Annotated in this window: 15 protein-coding genes and 2 pseudogenes; 12 read left to right on the forward strand and 5 right to left on the reverse strand. The window is 70.7% G+C overall.

Features of this window, described 5'->3' with window-relative positions:
* Positions 1-13: 13 nt before the first annotated feature.
* From ACWGJY_RS21990 to ACWGJY_RS22020, 7 genes are all read left to right on the forward strand, one after another.
* Positions 14-571: a F0F1 ATP synthase subunit B gene (locus tag ACWGJY_RS21990; protein WP_453262514.1), complete on the forward strand. Its 558-nt coding sequence runs from the start codon at positions 14-16 to the stop codon at positions 569-571.
* Positions 568-1,383 carry a F0F1 ATP synthase subunit delta gene (locus ACWGJY_RS21995; RefSeq protein WP_453262515.1) on the forward strand — a complete coding sequence of 272 codons (816 nt, stop codon included), beginning with the start codon at positions 568-570 and terminating at the stop codon, positions 1,381-1,383. The genes ACWGJY_RS21990 and ACWGJY_RS21995 overlap by 4 nt, the downstream gene beginning before the upstream one ends.
* Positions 1,384-1,593: 210 nt before the next feature.
* Positions 1,594-3,186 (forward strand): F0F1 ATP synthase subunit alpha, encoded by a 1,593-nt coding sequence (atpA, locus tag ACWGJY_RS22000; RefSeq protein ID WP_453262516.1) that lies wholly within the window; start codon positions 1,594-1,596, stop codon positions 3,184-3,186.
* Between the two features lie 20 nt (positions 3,187-3,206).
* On the forward strand, positions 3,207-4,127 hold the full coding sequence (locus ACWGJY_RS22005; protein WP_453262517.1) for a F0F1 ATP synthase subunit gamma: 921 nt from the start codon (positions 3,207-3,209) through the stop codon (positions 4,125-4,127).
* A gap of 5 nt (positions 4,128-4,132) precedes the next feature.
* Positions 4,133-5,575, forward strand: a complete 1,443-nt coding sequence (atpD, locus tag ACWGJY_RS22010) for a F0F1 ATP synthase subunit beta (protein ID WP_453262518.1) — start codon at positions 4,133-4,135, stop codon at positions 5,573-5,575.
* A gap of 108 nt (positions 5,576-5,683) precedes the next feature.
* On the forward strand, positions 5,684-6,067 hold the full coding sequence (locus tag ACWGJY_RS22015) for a F0F1 ATP synthase subunit epsilon (RefSeq protein ID WP_327224556.1): 384 nt from the start codon (positions 5,684-5,686) through the stop codon (positions 6,065-6,067).
* 148 nt (positions 6,068-6,215) lie between these two features.
* Positions 6,216-6,659 carry a DUF2550 domain-containing protein gene (locus tag ACWGJY_RS22020; protein ID WP_453262519.1) on the forward strand — a complete coding sequence of 148 codons (444 nt, stop codon included), beginning with the start codon at positions 6,216-6,218 and terminating at the stop codon, positions 6,657-6,659.
* Positions 6,660-6,725: 66 nt separating this feature from the next.
* Here the strand turns inward: ACWGJY_RS22020 and ACWGJY_RS22025 are convergent, their stop codons facing one another.
* Together ACWGJY_RS22025 and ACWGJY_RS22030 are read right to left on the reverse strand one after the other, a co-directional pair.
* Positions 6,726-7,418 (reverse strand): response regulator, encoded by a 693-nt coding sequence (locus tag ACWGJY_RS22025; RefSeq protein WP_453262520.1) that lies wholly within the window; start codon positions 7,416-7,418, stop codon positions 6,726-6,728.
* Positions 7,415-8,650, reverse strand: coding sequence for a sensor histidine kinase (locus ACWGJY_RS22030; RefSeq protein ID WP_453262521.1), 1,236 nt, complete (start codon positions 8,648-8,650; stop codon positions 7,415-7,417). The genes ACWGJY_RS22025 and ACWGJY_RS22030 overlap by 4 nt, the downstream gene beginning before the upstream one ends.
* Before the next feature lie 172 nt (positions 8,651-8,822).
* On the opposite strand from ACWGJY_RS22030, the gene ACWGJY_RS22035 reads away from it, so the two are divergent.
* Positions 8,823-9,407 (forward strand): hypothetical protein, encoded by a 585-nt coding sequence (locus ACWGJY_RS22035; RefSeq protein WP_453262522.1) that lies wholly within the window; start codon positions 8,823-8,825, stop codon positions 9,405-9,407.
* A 15-nt stretch (positions 9,408-9,422) separates the two neighbouring features.
* On the opposite strand, the gene ACWGJY_RS22040 is transcribed toward ACWGJY_RS22035, so the two are convergent.
* Both ACWGJY_RS22040 and ACWGJY_RS22045 read right to left on the reverse strand, forming a co-directional pair.
* Positions 9,423-10,028, reverse strand: coding sequence for a cob(I)yrinic acid a,c-diamide adenosyltransferase (locus ACWGJY_RS22040; protein ID WP_453262523.1), 606 nt, complete (start codon positions 10,026-10,028; stop codon positions 9,423-9,425).
* Positions 10,029-10,037: 9 nt separating this feature from the next.
* A pseudogene (locus ACWGJY_RS22045) lies at positions 10,038-10,511 on the reverse strand (ABC transporter permease); the annotation flags it as partial.
* Here ACWGJY_RS22045 and ACWGJY_RS22050 point away from each other — a divergent pair.
* From ACWGJY_RS22050 to ACWGJY_RS22065, 4 genes and pseudogenes are all read left to right on the forward strand, one after another.
* Positions 10,511-10,840: pseudogene (locus tag ACWGJY_RS22050) on the forward strand (TetR/AcrR family transcriptional regulator); the annotation flags it as partial. The pseudogenes ACWGJY_RS22045 and ACWGJY_RS22050 overlap by 1 nt on opposite strands.
* Before the next feature lie 155 nt (positions 10,841-10,995).
* Complete coding sequence (locus ACWGJY_RS22055; RefSeq protein WP_453262524.1) at positions 10,996-11,844, forward strand: 3-hydroxyacyl-CoA dehydrogenase family protein; 849 nt, start codon at positions 10,996-10,998, stop codon at positions 11,842-11,844.
* A 146-nt stretch (positions 11,845-11,990) separates the two neighbouring features.
* Entirely contained in the window at positions 11,991-12,314 is a 324-nt protein-coding gene (locus ACWGJY_RS22060; RefSeq protein WP_453262525.1) for an STAS domain-containing protein, read from the forward strand.
* A 335-nt stretch (positions 12,315-12,649) separates the two neighbouring features.
* Positions 12,650-15,301, forward strand: coding sequence for an ATP-binding protein (locus tag ACWGJY_RS22065; protein WP_453262526.1), 2,652 nt, complete (start codon positions 12,650-12,652; stop codon positions 15,299-15,301).
* Between the two features lie 83 nt (positions 15,302-15,384).
* On the opposite strand, the gene nucS is transcribed toward ACWGJY_RS22065, so the two are convergent.
* On the reverse strand, positions 15,385-16,047 hold the full coding sequence (gene nucS, locus ACWGJY_RS22070) for an endonuclease NucS (RefSeq protein ID WP_453262527.1): 663 nt from the start codon (positions 16,045-16,047) through the stop codon (positions 15,385-15,387).
* Between the last annotated feature and the right edge of the window lie 50 nt (positions 16,048-16,097).

Raw genomic sequence — 16,097 nt, forward strand, 5'->3', positions numbered from 1 at the left:
GGAAGGCATTGATGTGAACGCCCTGGGCTTCAACATGGCGGCGGAGGTTCCCGAGAACCCTCTGATCCCGCCGATTCCAGAGCTGGTCATCGGCCTGATCGCTTTCTTCATCGTCTTCGGCTTCCTCGCCAAGAAGCTCCTCCCGAACATCAACAAGGTTCTGGAAGAGCGTCGGACGCAGATCGAGGGCCGGATGGAGGAAGCCGAGGCGACTCAGGCCGAGGCTCAGCAGGTGCTCGCGGACTACCGGGCACAGCTGGCTGACGCCCGCCACGAGGCCGCGCGACTGCGCCAGGAGGCGCAGGAGCAGGGCGCGACTCTCATTGCTGAGATGCGCGCCGAGGGCCAGCGGCAGCGCGAGGAGATCATCGCTGCCGGTCACGCCCAGATCGAGGCGGACCGGCAGCAGGCCGCGCAGGCGCTGCGCCGGGACGTGGGCAAGCTCGCCGTCGAGCTGTCCGGCAAGATCGTCGGCGAGTCCCTGGAGGACCACGCCCGGCAGAGCCGGACCATCGACCGGTTCCTCGACGAGGTCGAGGGCAACGTGACGAAGGCTGAGGCCGGCCGATGAACGGAGCGAGCCGCGAGGCACTCGCCTCCGCACGCGAGCGGTTCAACGCGCTGACGGATGACACCTCCGTCGACGCGGCGAAGCTCGCCGAGGAGCTGGCTGCCGTCACCGCTCTGCTCGACCGCGAGGTGTCGCTGCGTCGGGTTCTCACCGACCCGGCGCAGTCCGGTGAGGCGCGGGCCGAACTGGCCGGACGCCTGCTGGGCAGCCGGGTCGGTGGTCCCACCGCCGGCCTGGTGCGCGACATGGTCCGCTCCCGCTGGTCGCGCTCGCGCGATCTGACGGACGCGACCGAGGAGCTGGCCTACAGCGGCGACCTCGTCGTCGCCCAGCGGGCCGGCCAGCTCGACGATGTCGAGGACGAGCTGTTCCGGTTCGGCCGGATCGTCAGCTCCAGCGGCGAGCTGCGCCGTGCGCTGACGGACCGGACCGCGCCGGTCGAGGCCAAGAAGCAGCTGCTGCACACACTGCTGGGCGGCCGGGCCAACCCGGTCACCGAGCGCGTCATGGTCCGCCTTGTCGCACAGCCGCGGGGCCGTAGCCTGGAAGCGGGGCTCGATGCCCTCTCCAAGCTGGCGGCGAGCCGCCGGGACCGGATGGTCGCGGTGGTCACCTCCGCGGTGCCCCTCAGCGAGGGACAGCGGCAGCGCCTGGGCGCTTCCCTGGCGCAGCTGTACGGACGGCAGGTCCATCTGAACCTCGACGTGGACCCCGAGGTCCTCGGCGGAGTCCAGGTCCGGATCGGCGACGAGGTCATCAACGGGACCGTCGCGGAGCGCCTCGAAGAGGCGGCCCGGCGGATGGCCGGCTGACCCAGCCACCAACTCAAGAGCTGCACAACCGGCGGCCGGAAGCCGGACCCGCCGGACCGAGAGGTCCGGCTGCGGTCCGGAAGAAGCCCCGGGGACCAGCACAAGCATGACGGCGGCCCGAGTTGGGCCGTAAGCGGAAACCCCCTGGGGGACAGCCCCCCAGACACCCGCAAGTAACTTCGGGCCCAACAAGGAGAGCAGGGAACCCAGATGGCGGAGCTCACGATCCGGCCGGAGGAGATCCGGGACGCGCTGGAGAACTTCGTCCAGGCGTACAAGCCGGACGCGGCCTCGCGCGAGGAGGTCGGCACGGTCAGCGATGCCGGAGACGGCATCGCGCATGTCGAGGGCCTTCCCTCGGCGATGGCGAACGAACTGCTGAAGTTCGAGGACGGCACCCTCGGTCTTGCGCTGAACCTGGAAGAGCGCGAGATCGGTGCGGTCATCCTCGGCGAGTTCAGCGGTATCGAGGAGGGCCAGCCGGTGCAGCGCACCGGTGAGGTGCTCTCGGTCGCCGTGGGCGAGGGCTACCTCGGCCGCGTCGTCGACCCGCTGGGCAACCCGATCGACGGCCTCGGCGAGATCGAGTCCGAGGGCCGCCGCGCCCTGGAGCTGCAGGCTCCGGGCGTCATGGTCCGTAAGTCGGTGCACGAGCCGATGGAGACCGGCTACAAGGCCGTCGACTCGATGGTGCCGATCGGCCGTGGCCAGCGTCAGCTGATCATCGGTGACCGCCAGACCGGCAAGACCGCCCTGGCCGTCGACACGATCATCAACCAGCGCGACAACTGGCGCACCGGCGACCCGAAGAAGCAGGTCCGCTGCATCTACGTCGCCATCGGCCAGAAGGGCTCCACCATCGCGTCCGTGCGCGGCGCGCTGGAGGAGGCCGGTGCCCTGGAGTACACCACCATCGTCGCCGCCCCGGCGTCCGACCCGGCGGGCTTCAAGTACCTGGCGCCCTACACCGGCTCGGCCATCGGCCAGCACTGGATGTACCAGGGCAAGCACGTCCTGATCATCTTTGACGACCTCTCGAAGCAGGCCGACGCCTACCGCGCCGTGTCCCTGCTGCTGCGCCGTCCGCCGGGCCGTGAGGCCTACCCGGGCGACGTCTTCTACCTGCACTCGCGTCTGCTGGAGCGCTGCGCCAAGCTCTCCGACGAGATGGGCGCCGGTTCGATGACCGGTCTGCCGATCGTCGAGACCAAGGCGAACGACGTGTCGGCGTTCATTCCGACCAACGTCATCTCCATCACCGACGGCCAGTGCTTCTTGGAGTCGGACCTCTTCAACGCCAATCAGCGTCCCGCGCTGAACGTCGGTATCTCCGTCTCCCGTGTCGGTGGTTCCGCCCAGCACAAGGCGATGCGCCAGGTTTCCGGCCGACTGCGTGTGGACCTCGCCCAGTACCGCGAGCTGGAGGCGTTCGCCGCCTTCGGTTCCGACCTGGACGCGGCCTCCAAGGCGCAGCTGGAGCGCGGTAAGCGGATGACCGAGCTGCTCAAGCAGCCCCAGTACTCCCCGTACTCCACCGAGGACCAGGTCGTCTCCATCTGGGCCGGCACCAACGGCAAGATGGACGATGTACCGGTGTTGGACATCCGCCGCTTCGAGCGGGAGCTTCTCGACCACCTGCACCTCGAGAAGAAGGAGCTGCTGACCAGCATCCGCGAGGGCGCCAAGATGTCCGAGGACACCATCGGCGCGATCGCCGAGGCCGTCGACGGCTTCAAGCGGCAGTTCGAGACCTCGGACGGCAAGCTGCTCGGCGAGGACACCCCGGCCGGCACCGGCAAGTGACGACGGAAGGGACCTGATCCATGGGAGCCAAGCTCCGGGTCTACAAGCGTCGCATCCGCTCCGTCACCGCGACCAAGAAGATCACCAAGGCGATGGAGATGATCGCCGCCTCGCGCGTCGTCAAGGCGCAGCGCCAGGTGGCGGCATCGACGCCGTACGCGAGTGAACTGACCCGCGCGGTGACAGCGGTTGCCACGGGCTCGAACACCCAGCATCCGCTGACGACCGAGGTGGAGCGGCCCACCCGGGCCGCACTGCTGCTCATCACGAGCGACCGCGGTCTGGCCGGCGGCTACTCCTCCAATGTCATCAAGGCCGCGGAGCAGCTCACCGAGCGGCTCAAGGCCGAGGGCAAGGAGGCCGACGCCTACATCGTCGGGCGCAAGGGTGTGTCGTACTACAGCTTCCGCGAGCGCAAGGTCGTGGAGTCGTGGACCGGTTTCACCGACAACCCGACGTACGCGGACGCCAAGGCGATCGCCGCACCGCTCATCGCGGCCGTCCAGCGGGACACCGCCGAGGGCGGAGTGGACGAACTCCACATCGTCTACACCGAGTTCATCTCGATGATGACGCAGACGGCGCTCGACGACCGGCTGCTGCCGCTCAGCCTCGACAAGGCGGCGGCGGAGTCGGAGGAGTCGTCCAAGGGCGAGATCCTCCCGCTGTTCGACTTCGAGCCGTCGGCCGAGGACGTCCTCGACGCCCTGCTTCCGCGGTATGTCGAGTCGCGGATCTACAACGCGCTTCTGCAGGCCGCCGCCTCCAAGCACGCCGCCACGCGTCGTGCGATGAAGTCGGCGACCGACAACGCGGAAGAGCTCATCAAGTCGCTCTCGCGGCTTGCCAACGCGGCCCGACAGGCCGAAATCACCCAGGAAATCAGCGAGATCGTCGGTGGCGCCAGTGCTCTGGCCGACGCGACCGCGGGGAGTGACTGACCACTATGACCACCACTGTTGAAACGGCCACGGCAACGGGCCGCGTCGCCCGGGTCATCGGCCCGGTCGTCGACGTGGAGTTCCCCGTCGACGCGATGCCGGAGATCTACAACGCGCTGACCGTCGAGGTCGCCGACCCGGCCGAGCAGGGCAAGCTCAAGACGCTGACCCTCGAGGTCGCGCAGCACCTGGGCGACGGCGTCGTCCGTGCGATCTCCATGCAGCCCACCGACGGTCTGGTCCGCCAGGCCGCGGTGACCGACACCGGCACCGGGATCACCGTCCCCGTCGGTGACGTCACCAAGGGCAAGGTGTTCAACACCCTCGGCGAGATCCTGAACAAGCCGGAGGCCGCGTCCGAGATCACCGAGCGCTGGGCCATCCACCGCAAGGCGCCGTCCTTCGACCAGCTCGAGTCCAAGACCGAGATGTTCGAGACCGGCGTCAAGGTCATCGACCTGCTGACCCCGTACGTCAAGGGCGGCAAGATCGGTCTGTTCGGTGGCGCCGGTGTCGGCAAGACCGTTCTGATCCAGGAAATGATCTACCGCGTGGCCAACAACCACGACGGTGTGTCGGTGTTCGCCGGTGTCGGCGAGCGCACCCGTGAGGGCAACGACCTCATCGAGGAAATGACGGACTCCGGCGTCATCGACAAGACCGCGCTGGTCTTCGGTCAGATGGACGAGCCCCCGGGCACCCGTCTGCGCGTCGCCCTGGCCGGTCTGACCATGGCGGAGTACTTCCGCGATGTGCAGAAGCAGGACGTGCTCTTCTTCATCGACAACATCTTCCGGTACACCCAGGCGGGTTCCGAGGTGTCGACCCTGCTCGGCCGAATGCCCTCCGCGGTGGGCTACCAGCCGAACCTGGCCGACGAGATGGGTCTCCTCCAGGAGCGCATCACCTCGACCCGTGGTCACTCGATCACCTCGATGCAGGCGATCTACGTCCCCGCGGACGACCTGACCGACCCGGCGCCGGCCACCACCTTCGCCCACCTGGACGCGACCACCGTGCTGTCGCGCCCGATCTCGGAGAAGGGCATCTACCCGGCGGTCGACCCGCTGGACTCGACGTCCCGGATCCTGGACCCCCGCTACATCACGCAGGAGCACTACGACTGCGCCTCGCGCGTCAAGACGATCCTGCAGAAGTACAAGGACCTCCAGGACATCATCGCGATTCTGGGTATCGACGAGCTCGGCGAGGAGGACAAGCTCACCGTCCACCGCGCCCGTCGTATCGAGCGGTTCCTGTCGCAGAACACCCACGTGGCGAAGCAGTTCACCGGTGTCGACGGGTCGGACGTCCCGCTGGACGAGACCATCGCGGCGTTCAACGCGATCGCCGACGGTGACTACGACCACTTCCCCGAGCAGGCGTTCTTCATGTGCGGTGGCATCGAGGACCTGAAGGCCAATGCCAAGGAGCTGGGCGTCTCCTGACCCCGGCACCGGTCCCGGGGGCGGCCCTGGCCGCCCCCGGCCCGTACGACCACTAGTATTTGACCCAACATCTGCCGAGCCAGGCAGGTGGAGACCCGAGGAGCCATCGTGGCTGAGCTGCACGTCGAGTTGGTCGCCGCGGACCGTCAGGTCTGGTCCGGCGAGGCCAGCCTGGTCGTCGCGCGCACCTCGTCGGGCGACATCGGCGTCATGCCCGGACATCAGCCGCTGCTCGGCGTGCTGCAGTCGGGCCCGGTGACGATTCGTACGACCGGCGAGAGCGGGGACGGCACCGTCGTCGCCGCGGTGCACGGCGGCTTCATCTCATTCGCCGACAACAAGCTGTCTCTGCTCGCGGAGATCGCGGAACTGTCGGACGAGATCGATGTCCAGCGCGCGGAGCGGGCCCTGGAGCGAGCGAAGTCGGACGCTGACGCGGCCGCCGAGCGTCGCGCCGATGTCCGGCTGCGTGCGGTGACGGGCGTTTCCTGAGCCCCGTCACCGACGAGATCGATCCTCAGCCGCGGGCTGCCCGGAGTTGTCCGGAGCGGCCCGCGGCTGAGGCAATGCAGGTGCGTTTGACTCTCCCACGCCTGTACGGCGCGGGGGCACCCCCATCGAGGCGAGGAGGTCGGTCGAGATGGTCCTCGCTCTGCTTGTGAGCGGCGCGGTCGTGGTACTGGTGCTGGTGGGGCTGTTCGTCTTCGGACTGAGGCGGCGGCTCATCCAGCGGTCCGGTGGCACCTTCGACTGCAGCCTGCGCTGGCAAGTGCCGGAGAACGAGGCCGGCGGCAAGGGCTGGATCTACGGAGTGTCGCGCTACAACGGCGACCGGGTCGAATGGTTCCGGGTGTTCTCGTACGCGCCCCGGCCCCGCCGTGTCCTGGAGCGCTCCGCCATCGAGGTCCTGGAACGCCGTACCCCTCAGGGCGAGGAAGAGCTGGCGCTGCTCTCCGACTCCCTCGTGCTGACCTGCCGGCACCGCGGCACCCGCCTGGAACTGGCGATGAGCGAGGATGCGCTCACCGGCTTCCTCGCCTGGCTGGAGGCGGCGCCGCCCGGTCAACGCGTCAATGTCGCCTGAGTAAGGCCCGCTCGACGGCCCCCGGAGGGAGCCCGGGGGAGCGGAATGCCGCCCCGGCCTGCCGCTCTACGGCCCGTCCACCCCCAACTCCTGTGCCAGCACGGCCGCTTGGACCCTGCTGCGCAGATCCAGCTTCGCCAGCAGCCGGCTGACATGCGTCTTCACGGTGGCCTCCGCCATGGCCAGTCGCAGCGCGATATCGGCGTTCGACAGCCCGCACCCCAGACACCCCAGCACCTCCCGCTCGCGCGGCGTCAGCGCGTCCAGGACCGCCGGATCCGGCGCCTCGCCCTGCCGCGCGGGCCGTCGCACGGCCGTACGCGGGCTCGCGAACTCCGCGATCAGCCGGCGGGTCACGGCCGGAGCGATCAGTCCCTCGCCGGAGGCCACGGTACGCACCGCGGTCAGCAGCGCGGCCGCGTCGCTGTCCTTGAGGAGGAAGCCCGCCGCCCCCGCCCGTAGTGCTCCGAAGACATATTCGTCCAGGTCGAAGGTGGTCAGCACCAGCACGTCCGCCAACTTCTCCAAGACCACCTGCCGGGTGGCGGAGACCCCGTCGAGGCGGGGCATCTGGATGTCCATGAGGACCAGGTCGGGGCGCAGCTCGCGGGCGAGCCGCACCGCCTCCTCGCCGTCCTGCGCCTCCCCGACGACCTCGATGTCGGGGGCGGAGCGCAGGATGAGGACCAGCCCGGCCCGTACGGCGGACTGGTCCTCGGCGACGAGTACCCGGATCGGCTGCGCGTCGGCGCCTGTCATCGTTGCTCTTCCTCCTCGGCGGCGGGCAACGCTGCCCGCACCAGCCAGACTGTGCCGGCCGGCCCGCTTTCCGGGCCGGCCTCGAATGCTCCGCCCAGCAGGGCGATCCGCTCGCGCATCCCGACCAGACCGGTGCCGGAGCCAGGGGCACGGGGGCCGGGGCGGTCGGCGAACGGGCTGTGGACGGCGACGGTGAGCGCGCCGCCGTGGTCATGGGCGAGGCGTACCCGCACCTCGCCGGGCGCGGCGTGCTTGAGTGCGTTGGTCAGCGATTCCTGGACGATGCGGTAGGCGGCGAGTTCGACCGGTGCCGCCGGCTTCGGAGCGGCCGCCGGCCCGTCCGGGCTCCGGGAGTCGTCCAGGACGAAGGTCAGTCCGCTGCTCCTGCCGCTCGTACGGGCCTGGTCGATCAGCGCGTCCAGTCCGTCGAGCGTGGGGGTCGCGGCGGGCTCCTCGTCCCCTTCGGCGGTCTTCGGGTCCCGCAACAGGCCGATGAGACGGCGCATTTCGGCCAGACCTTGCACGCTGTTCTCACGGATCACCCCGAGCGCCTCGCGGGTCGCGGCCGGGTCGTCGATGGACTGGGCCGCGGTGGAGTGGATCGCGATGGCGGACAGATGGTTGGCGACCATGTCGTGCAGCTCGCGCGCCATCCGTGCCCGCTCGCCGGCCACCGCCTGGGTCCGGTCGATCTCGGCCAGCAGCGCGATCTGTTCGGCCCGCAGCTGTGCGGCCTGCGCGGCGTCGCGATGATTGCGCAGGATGATGCCGGTCCAGGCGGGGGCGATGGTGACCAGCGCGATCCCGATGATGACCATCACGACCTGCGGGTTCTGCCAGACCGCGGTCAGTGCGATGGCGGCCAGCACCGTTACCAGGACGGAGTGCAGCGGGATCCGGCGGGCCGCGCTCGCCGGGCCGTACAGCACCGCCGCATAGACCACGTCCGTGAACATCAGGACGGTGGCGACCAGGGTGCCGGCGCAGAGGTCCAGTGCCAGCGCCGGCACCGCGACGGCCAGTGCCGGCATCGGGGCCGTACGGCGCATCAGCTCCGCCGCCGACATCGCCGTGAGCGAGACCAGGGTGAGGGACGCGGGCAGCCCCAGGCGCGCGGGACCGCCGTGCAGATTCATCGCCCAGAGCAGCAGTCCGCCGAGCAGCCCGCCGCCCGCGATGAGCACATCGAGGCGGTGCGGCCGGCCGAGGGCGGCGAGGGGTCTGGCGGTCACCCCTCCATCAAACACGGCGCCGGGGCCCGCTGCCTCCACGTCCGGGTCATCCCCGCACGACGCGCGCTACATCGAAAGATGCAGTCCCGGATCATCGTGCGCGACGACGTGGCGGGCGGCGGCCGCTGGAAGGCTTGAGGTGTTCGGTGGAGAGCCCTGAAAGGAGACAGCCGTGATCGTCGTGCTGATCATCGCCTGCGAGGTCGGTTTCTGGGTGCTGCTGGCCGCCGGTCTGGCGCTGCGCTACCTGGCCCGGATGCCGCGTACCGGGGCGGCGGTGCTCCTGATGGAGCCGCTGCTGGAGCTGGTCTTGCTGTTCGTCACGGCGATCGACCTGAAGAACGGCGCGCCGGCGGACTGGAAACACGGCCTGGCCGCCGTCTACATCGGCTTCACGGTCGCCTACGGCCACTACACGATCAAGTGGGTCGACGGGCACTTCTCGCACCGCTTCGCGGGCGGTCCGCCACCGGTCAAGCCGGGCTACGGCCTCGCCCGCGCCAAGCACGAAGGGAAGCTGTGGCTGCGCACGGTGGTGATGGCCGTGGTCGCGTGCGGGCTGTTGCAGATCGCGATCTGGTACGTCGGTGACGGCGGCAACACCGCGTCGCTGCACGAGTGGCAGGGCACCTCGCTGAAGATCGTCAGCATCCACGGTGTGATCGCGCTGAGCTACCTCCTCTGGCAGAAGAAGGACCCGGGCCGGAACGCCGCCCCCGAGGCGGCGGCCCGGCCGCAGCAGAAGACCCTGCGCTAGACCGGCGGACGCCGGTCAGCGCTTTCCGCCCGGCACCCACAGCACGTCTCCGACCTCCTTGTTGGCCGTACGGGCCAGGATGAACAGGAGGTCGGAGAGGCGGTTGAGGTAGGTGGCGGTCAGCGGGTTCATGCTGCCGTCCTCTCCCGTGGCGCCGTGCTCCTCGAACGCGGCCCAGGACGAGCGCTCCGCGCGGCGGACGACCGTGCACGCCTGGTGCAGCAGGGCGGCGCCGGCCGTACCTCCGGGCAGGATGAAGCTGCGCAGCTTCTCCAGCTCCGCCAGGAAGCGGTCGCAGTCGGCCTCCAGCTTGTCGATATAGCTCTGCTCGACGCGCAGCGGCGGGCCCCACTTTTCCTGTTCCGGGGCGGGCTTTTCCACCACCGGTGTCGACAGGTCGGCGCCGACATCGAACAGGTCGTTCTGCACCCGCAGCAGCACCGCGGCGACGTCCTCGGGGAGCGAGCCGAGCGCCAGGGCCACGCCGATCGCCGCATTGGCCTCATTGGCGTCCGCGTACGCCGCGATCCGTGAATCGGTCTTGGCGGTGCGGCTCATGTCGCCGAGGGCGGTGGTGCCCTTGTCGCCGGTGCGGGTGTAGATGCGCGTCAGATTCACCATGGGGCGAGCCTACGCCGCGGACCTGCGGAAGGCCCGGGTGCACAGGGTCATGGACACCGCGACGAGCGCGAGCGCCGCCAGCACGCCGTGCAGCATGGCGGGGGAGGCGTAGGACCCGACGAAGGCCGCCCGCACCGCGTCCACGAGATAGCGGAGCGGCATGAAGTGCGACAGCACATCGAGCCACGCGGGCCCCAGTGTCATCGGCAGCATCAGCCCGGACAGCAGCATCGAGGGCATGGTCAGGGAGTTGATGACCGGCCCGAACTCCTGCGGGGTCCGCACCTTCAGCGCCAGCGCGTACGACAGCGAGGCCAGCGCCACGGTCAGCACGGCGACGAACGCAAAGCCGATGAGGATGCCCGGCAGCGGTGCGCGCAGCCCCATGGCCAGCGCGGCCAGTACCAGCAGCACCGCCTGGAAGACGAACAGCGCGGCGTCCCGCAGCACCCGGCCCAGCAGCAGCGCCGGCCGGCTCACCGCTGATAGAGGGGTACGACCGGTTCATGCGCGTGGTGCACGGCGCGCCCACCCTCAAGGCCCGCCTCTGGTACCTGCAGCAGGAGATCCACCTCAACCTGGAGGAAACGCTCCGGGAGGAGACCGGCGCGCCGGCCGGCGACCCGGTGCCGGGCCTGATGGCGGGCCAGATCGGCTGGGTGCACCAGAGCCTGATGGGCTGGATCGCGCAGGAGATGCTCGCCGGCCGCAAGCCCGCCGAGGCCTCCCGTGAGGCCCTCGTCCTCCTCGACGAGATGGAAGAGCTGCTGGGCGGAAAAGTCCTCAACTACGCCGTACGGGCGACCGACTGACGGCGGACTGTCCGGATCGCGACCCGCCCGGCGACCCCGTCGGTGTGATGTCCGTCATCCGAGGCGTGACGCGTATCTCTTACCCACCAAACGATCGCTCACGACCGCTAACGTCACTGAGGACCGTCAAGTGCACAGGGTGTGAGGGGACAGCAGTGGCAAAGAAGCTCGCCGTCATCGGGGCCGGACTCATGGGGTCCGGTATCGCGCAGGTCTCCGCCCAGGCGGGCTGGGACGTGGTTCTCCGCGATGTGACGGACGAGGCGCTGGCCCGGGGCAAGAGTGATATCGAGGCCTCGTTCGAGAAGTTCGTCGCCAAGGGCAAGCTGCCGGCTGCCGATGCCGAGCAGTCGCTCGCCCGCATCACCACCACGACCGACATGGCGGCCGCCGCCGACGCCGATATCGTCGTCGAGGCCGTCTTCGAGCGGATCGAGGTCAAGCGGGAGATCTTCGCGACGCTGGACAAAATCGTCAAGGACGAGACGGTGCTGGCCTCCAACACCTCGGCCATCCCGATCACCAAGATCGCCGCGGCCACCTCCCGTCCCGAGCGGGTCGTCGGTACGCACTTCTTCTCGCCGGTGCCGATGATGCAGCTGTGCGAACTGGTCCGCGGCTACAAGACCAGCGACGAAGCCCTCGCCACCGCCCGGCAGTTCGCCGAGTCGGTCGGCAAGACCTGTGTGGTCGTCAACCGCGATGTGGCCGGCTTCGTCACCACCCGCCTGATCTCCGCGCTGGTCGTCGAGGCCGCCAAGCTCTGCGAATCCGGTGTGGCCAGCGCCGAGGACATCGACATTGCCTGCAAGTTGGGCTTCGGCCATGCGATGGGACCGCTGGCCACCGCCGATCTGACGGGCGTCGACATCCTGCTGCACGCCACCGACAACATCTACACCGAGTCCCAGGACGAAAAGTTCGCACCGCCGGAGATCATGCGGCGAATGGTCGATGCGGGCGATATCGGCCGCAAGAGTGGGCAGGGCTTCTACAAGCACTGATGCCGCGTCAGCCCCATCGGCCGATGGGGTCACCCCGTCGGGTGAATTCGGTATCGGTTCGCTTACAGGCGGCAACTTCGCCGCATGAGAGGCAGTCAGATCTGTAGACGTCCAGGCGTCACCACCCATGACATCGGGGAGCGCATATGCACATCAGGGGCGACCACGCCGAGCTGGTTGTCGGGGGCCGCCTCGACGTCCGCAGCGCGGCGGACGCCCGTACGGCCCTGCACGCCGCCGTCGACTCCGGTCGGGGCGATCTCGTGCTGGACCTGAGCGAGTTGGATTCCTGGGACGCCACCGGCCTCGGCGTGATCATGGGCGCGCACCGCCGCGCCGGCCGCGTCAACCGCAGGCTGGTGCTGCGCGGCGTGCCGCCCCAGATGCAGCGCCTGCTGGTCGCCACCCGCCTGCACCGCATCCTCGCCATCGAGGGCGGCATCGAAGCGGAAACGCTTCCCCGGGTGTGAGGCAGCCGTGGTGAGCCGCCCGAGGTCCCGCACACGGGGCCGGAGTGTCCCCAGGGCGGTCACTACTGCACCGCAAAGCGCGCCGAAAGTTGAAGAACCAAGCGGAAGAAATGTCGTAAACCACGCGATACCGACCAATCCGGGAAGTTCCGGTCAGGACCGGCCCCCGGCGGTGCACCGGCCGCTCGCCAGGTCTAAGGTTCGGATCCCGCCCGTATGTCATCAACCGCAGCGGGCACCGGACCAGACGCGACGGCTGAGGACGACCTGCCGGAGCCGGGGGAGTGCGGACGGCCGGAAGCGCAGTCGGCACGCCAGATCTGGGAGCTTGCAGCATGGACCCGATTACCCACGGGGGACCCGAGGAGTACGGCGAGCAGAGCGGCCCTGCCGAGCAGCCGGCCCCCGCGTTCGGCGGCGCGCGGGGCGGCTCCGGCGGGCTCGCTCGCGTCGTCCGGCTCGTCTCGGGCCCTTACCTCGTCACCGTCAACCCCGTCGACGGCAGCGAAATAGAACCCTGCCCGCCCGGAGAACGCCCCGAGGCCCCCGGCCGGCTCGACCCGCAGGAACGTGCCGCGGCCGCGCGTGCCGCCGCGCCCCCGCTGCCCCCGGGCCCCTCCGGATTCGCCGGACACCAGGCTGCGCTCGAAGAGCGCACCGAGGACACCGAACGCCTGGTCCGGCTGCTCTCCCGCGGCCGCTCCGTACGCGTCACCGGCCCCTCCGGCTCCGGCCGCACCCGGCTGCTGGACGCCGTCGCCACCGCCTGCGCCGACCTCGCCCCCGACGGCGTCATCCGGCTCTCCGGCTACCACCGCACCGCCACCGACCTGCTGTACGCGCTGTTCGCCGCCGTCTACCGGGCCCCGCAGCACCGCCCCGACCGGCCCGAACTGCTGCGCAGGGTCGCCGAGATCGGCGGCATCGTCGTCCTGGACGACCTGGAGTTCGGCGGCGCCGCGCTCGACGAGCTGCTCGACGCCACCCCCGAATGCGCCTTCCTGATCGCCGCCACCCCCGACGTCGCGGCCCCCAGCGCCGGCTCCCACCTCGAAGAGGTCTTCCTCGGCGGCCTCGGCCGTGATGCCTGCGTCCGGCTGCTGCAGCGCGCCGTGGACCGGCCGCTCACCGACGACGAAGAGGCCTGGGCCGCCGACCTCTGGTTCGAGTCCGAGGGGCTGCCGCTGCGGTTCGTCCAGGCCGCCGCCCTGCTGCGGCAGCGCGACCGGATGCGGGTCGAGCCGGGCGCCCTCGACGACGGCTACGGGCTCTTCCCCGAGGAGGGAGCCGACGCCGCCGGGGCCGACGCCGCCGGGGCCGACGCCGCCGGGGCCGACGCAGCCGGGGCCGCCGGCACCGCTGCCGAGCCCGGTGAGCACCTTGAGGTGCCGCTGCCGTCCCTCGGGGAGGCCGCGGCCCCCGCCCCGCTGCTCGCGGCCCGGCTGGGCGCGGCCGCCCAGGAGACGCTGCGCTTCGCCGTCGCGCTCGGCGGCGAGCTGCCGCACCAGGCACATCTGCCGGCCCTCACCCAGGACACCCACGCCGACGCCGCCCTCGGCGAGCTGCTGGCCTGCGGCCTGATCACCCCGGTCGCCGGCCATTACCGGCTCGCCGCCACCGTCCAGGACCAGCTGGAGGCGGCCGGCTACACGGAGGGCGCCGCCGCACGGGCGCACACCGCCGCCCAGCACTACGCCTGGTGGGCCGGTCACCCCTCGGTCACCCCCGAGCGGGTCGCCACCGAGTCCGATGTGGCGCTGGCCGCCATGGGCGTGCTGACCGGCAGCCGGGAGAGCGGGCACGCCAGTGCGGCCGTGCTGCTCGCCCGTACGGCCGCCCCGGCATTCGCCGCCGCGCTGCAGTGGAGCGCCTGGGAGCGCAGCCTGCGGCACGGCCAGGAGGCCGCGCGGCTGTCCGGCGAGGTCGCCGAAGAGGCCTACTTCCACCACGAACTGGGCGTGCTGGCGCTGTGCACCGGCAGCCTCGACCGGGCCCGCGCCGAGCTGGAGGCATCCATCGGGCTGCGCGGCGTGCTCTCCGACCGCAACGGCGCGGTGGCCGGACGGCGTGCCCTGACACTGGTCACCGACCGTTCACGGGCCGACGCGGCCGCGGCGCCCACCACCGCCCTCCCGCAGGCGGCCGCCGCGGCCCCGGTGCCGAAGCCGGACGCGCCGAAGGGAGCGGCGGGCACCCTCCGCGAGGGCGTCTCGACCGCCAAGCTGCGGGCGGCGCGCGCCGAGGAGACCGCGGCGACGATCGTCGCCCGGGGCGCCTCGGCGACCGCCGACACCACGGTCGTCCCGGCGGCGGCCGGCAGCGGCACCAAGACCGGCAAGGGCGCGCTGCGGGTGTTCGGCGGGGCACGCCGCAATGTCGTGGCCGCGGGTGCCGGCGCGCTGCTGGCGGCCGTCCTCGGCACCGTCGTCACCCTCGGGGCGACGGGTGGCGAGCAGCCCCATGACGACAAGGTCAGCACGGAACAGACCACCGAAGGCGGCGACAGCACCGACCTGCCGGCCGAACAGCCCGCCACGGGCTCCAGCCTGCCGCCGGCCGGCCCCGGTACCACCCGGCCCGCCACCCCCGGCCACACGCAGCGCCCGACCCCGTCGGCCAGCGCCCCCGCCACCAGCGGCTCGCCCACCGATCCCAGCACCGGCTCCACGGACCCGACCACCGGGCCGACCGGGCCGACCGGGCGGCCCACCACGCCCACCGGCCGGCCGACCCCGACGCGTCCGCCGTCCGGAGAGCCGTCCACGGGTTCCCCGTCGACACACCCCGGCACCCCGACGCCCAGCACGACCCCCGGCACGGGCAAGCCGTCGACACAGAGCCCGTCGCAGTCGGCCGCCAACCCCTCCGGAGGCTCCTCCGGCGGCTCCGGCACCACCCCGTCCGGCGGATCAGCGGCCACCGGCGGCACCTCGTCGGACGGTCCGGCTGCCTCGTCCTCCGGTACGCAGAGCGCCCCGGCCGGCTGACGGCCCCGCAGAGAGCAGCGCGACGGCCCCGGTACCCGTACCGGGGCCGTCGCGCTGGGCAGCCCCCAGGGGGCCGCACGGGGTCAGAACAGGCGGAGTTTGTCGTCCTCGATGCCGCGCAGTGCGTTGTAGTCCAGGACGACGCAGCCGATACCGCGGTCGGTGGCCAGTACCCGTGCCTGCGGCTTGATCTCCTGAGCCGCGAAGATCCCCTTGACCGGCGCCAAGTGCGGGTCACGGTTGAGGAGTTCGAGATAGCGGGTGAGCTGCTCGACACCGTCGATCTCGCCGCGCCGCTTGATCTCGACGGCGACCGTCTGGTTGTCGGCGTCCCGGCACAAGATATCCACCGGGCCGATGGCAGTGGGGTATTCACGCCGAATCAGGGAGTATCCCTCGCCCAAGGTTTCGATCCGGTCCGCGAGCAGCTCCTGGAGGTGCGCCTCCACGCCGTCCTTGATGAGCCCCGGGTCGACGCCCAGCTCGTGCGAGGAGTCGTGCATGACCTCCTCGAGGGTGATGATGAGCTTCTCGCCCCCCTTGTTCTCCACCGTCCACACGTCCCCGTCGCCCTCCTTGAGGGTGCAGGGCGGCGACATCCAGTTGAGGGGTTTGTAGGCCCGGTCGTCCGCGTGAATGGAGACGGAGCCGTCCGCCTTCACCAGGATGAGGCGAGGGGCCGAGGGGAGATGGGCGGTGAGCCGGCCCGCGTAGTCCACGGAGCAGCGGGCGATGACGAGACGCATGGGGCGAAACGCTACTCGACCGGAGGCCCGGCGCGCGATTCGCCCCGGAT

It is taken from the genome of Streptomyces sp. NPDC054765 (assembly GCF_053612065.1).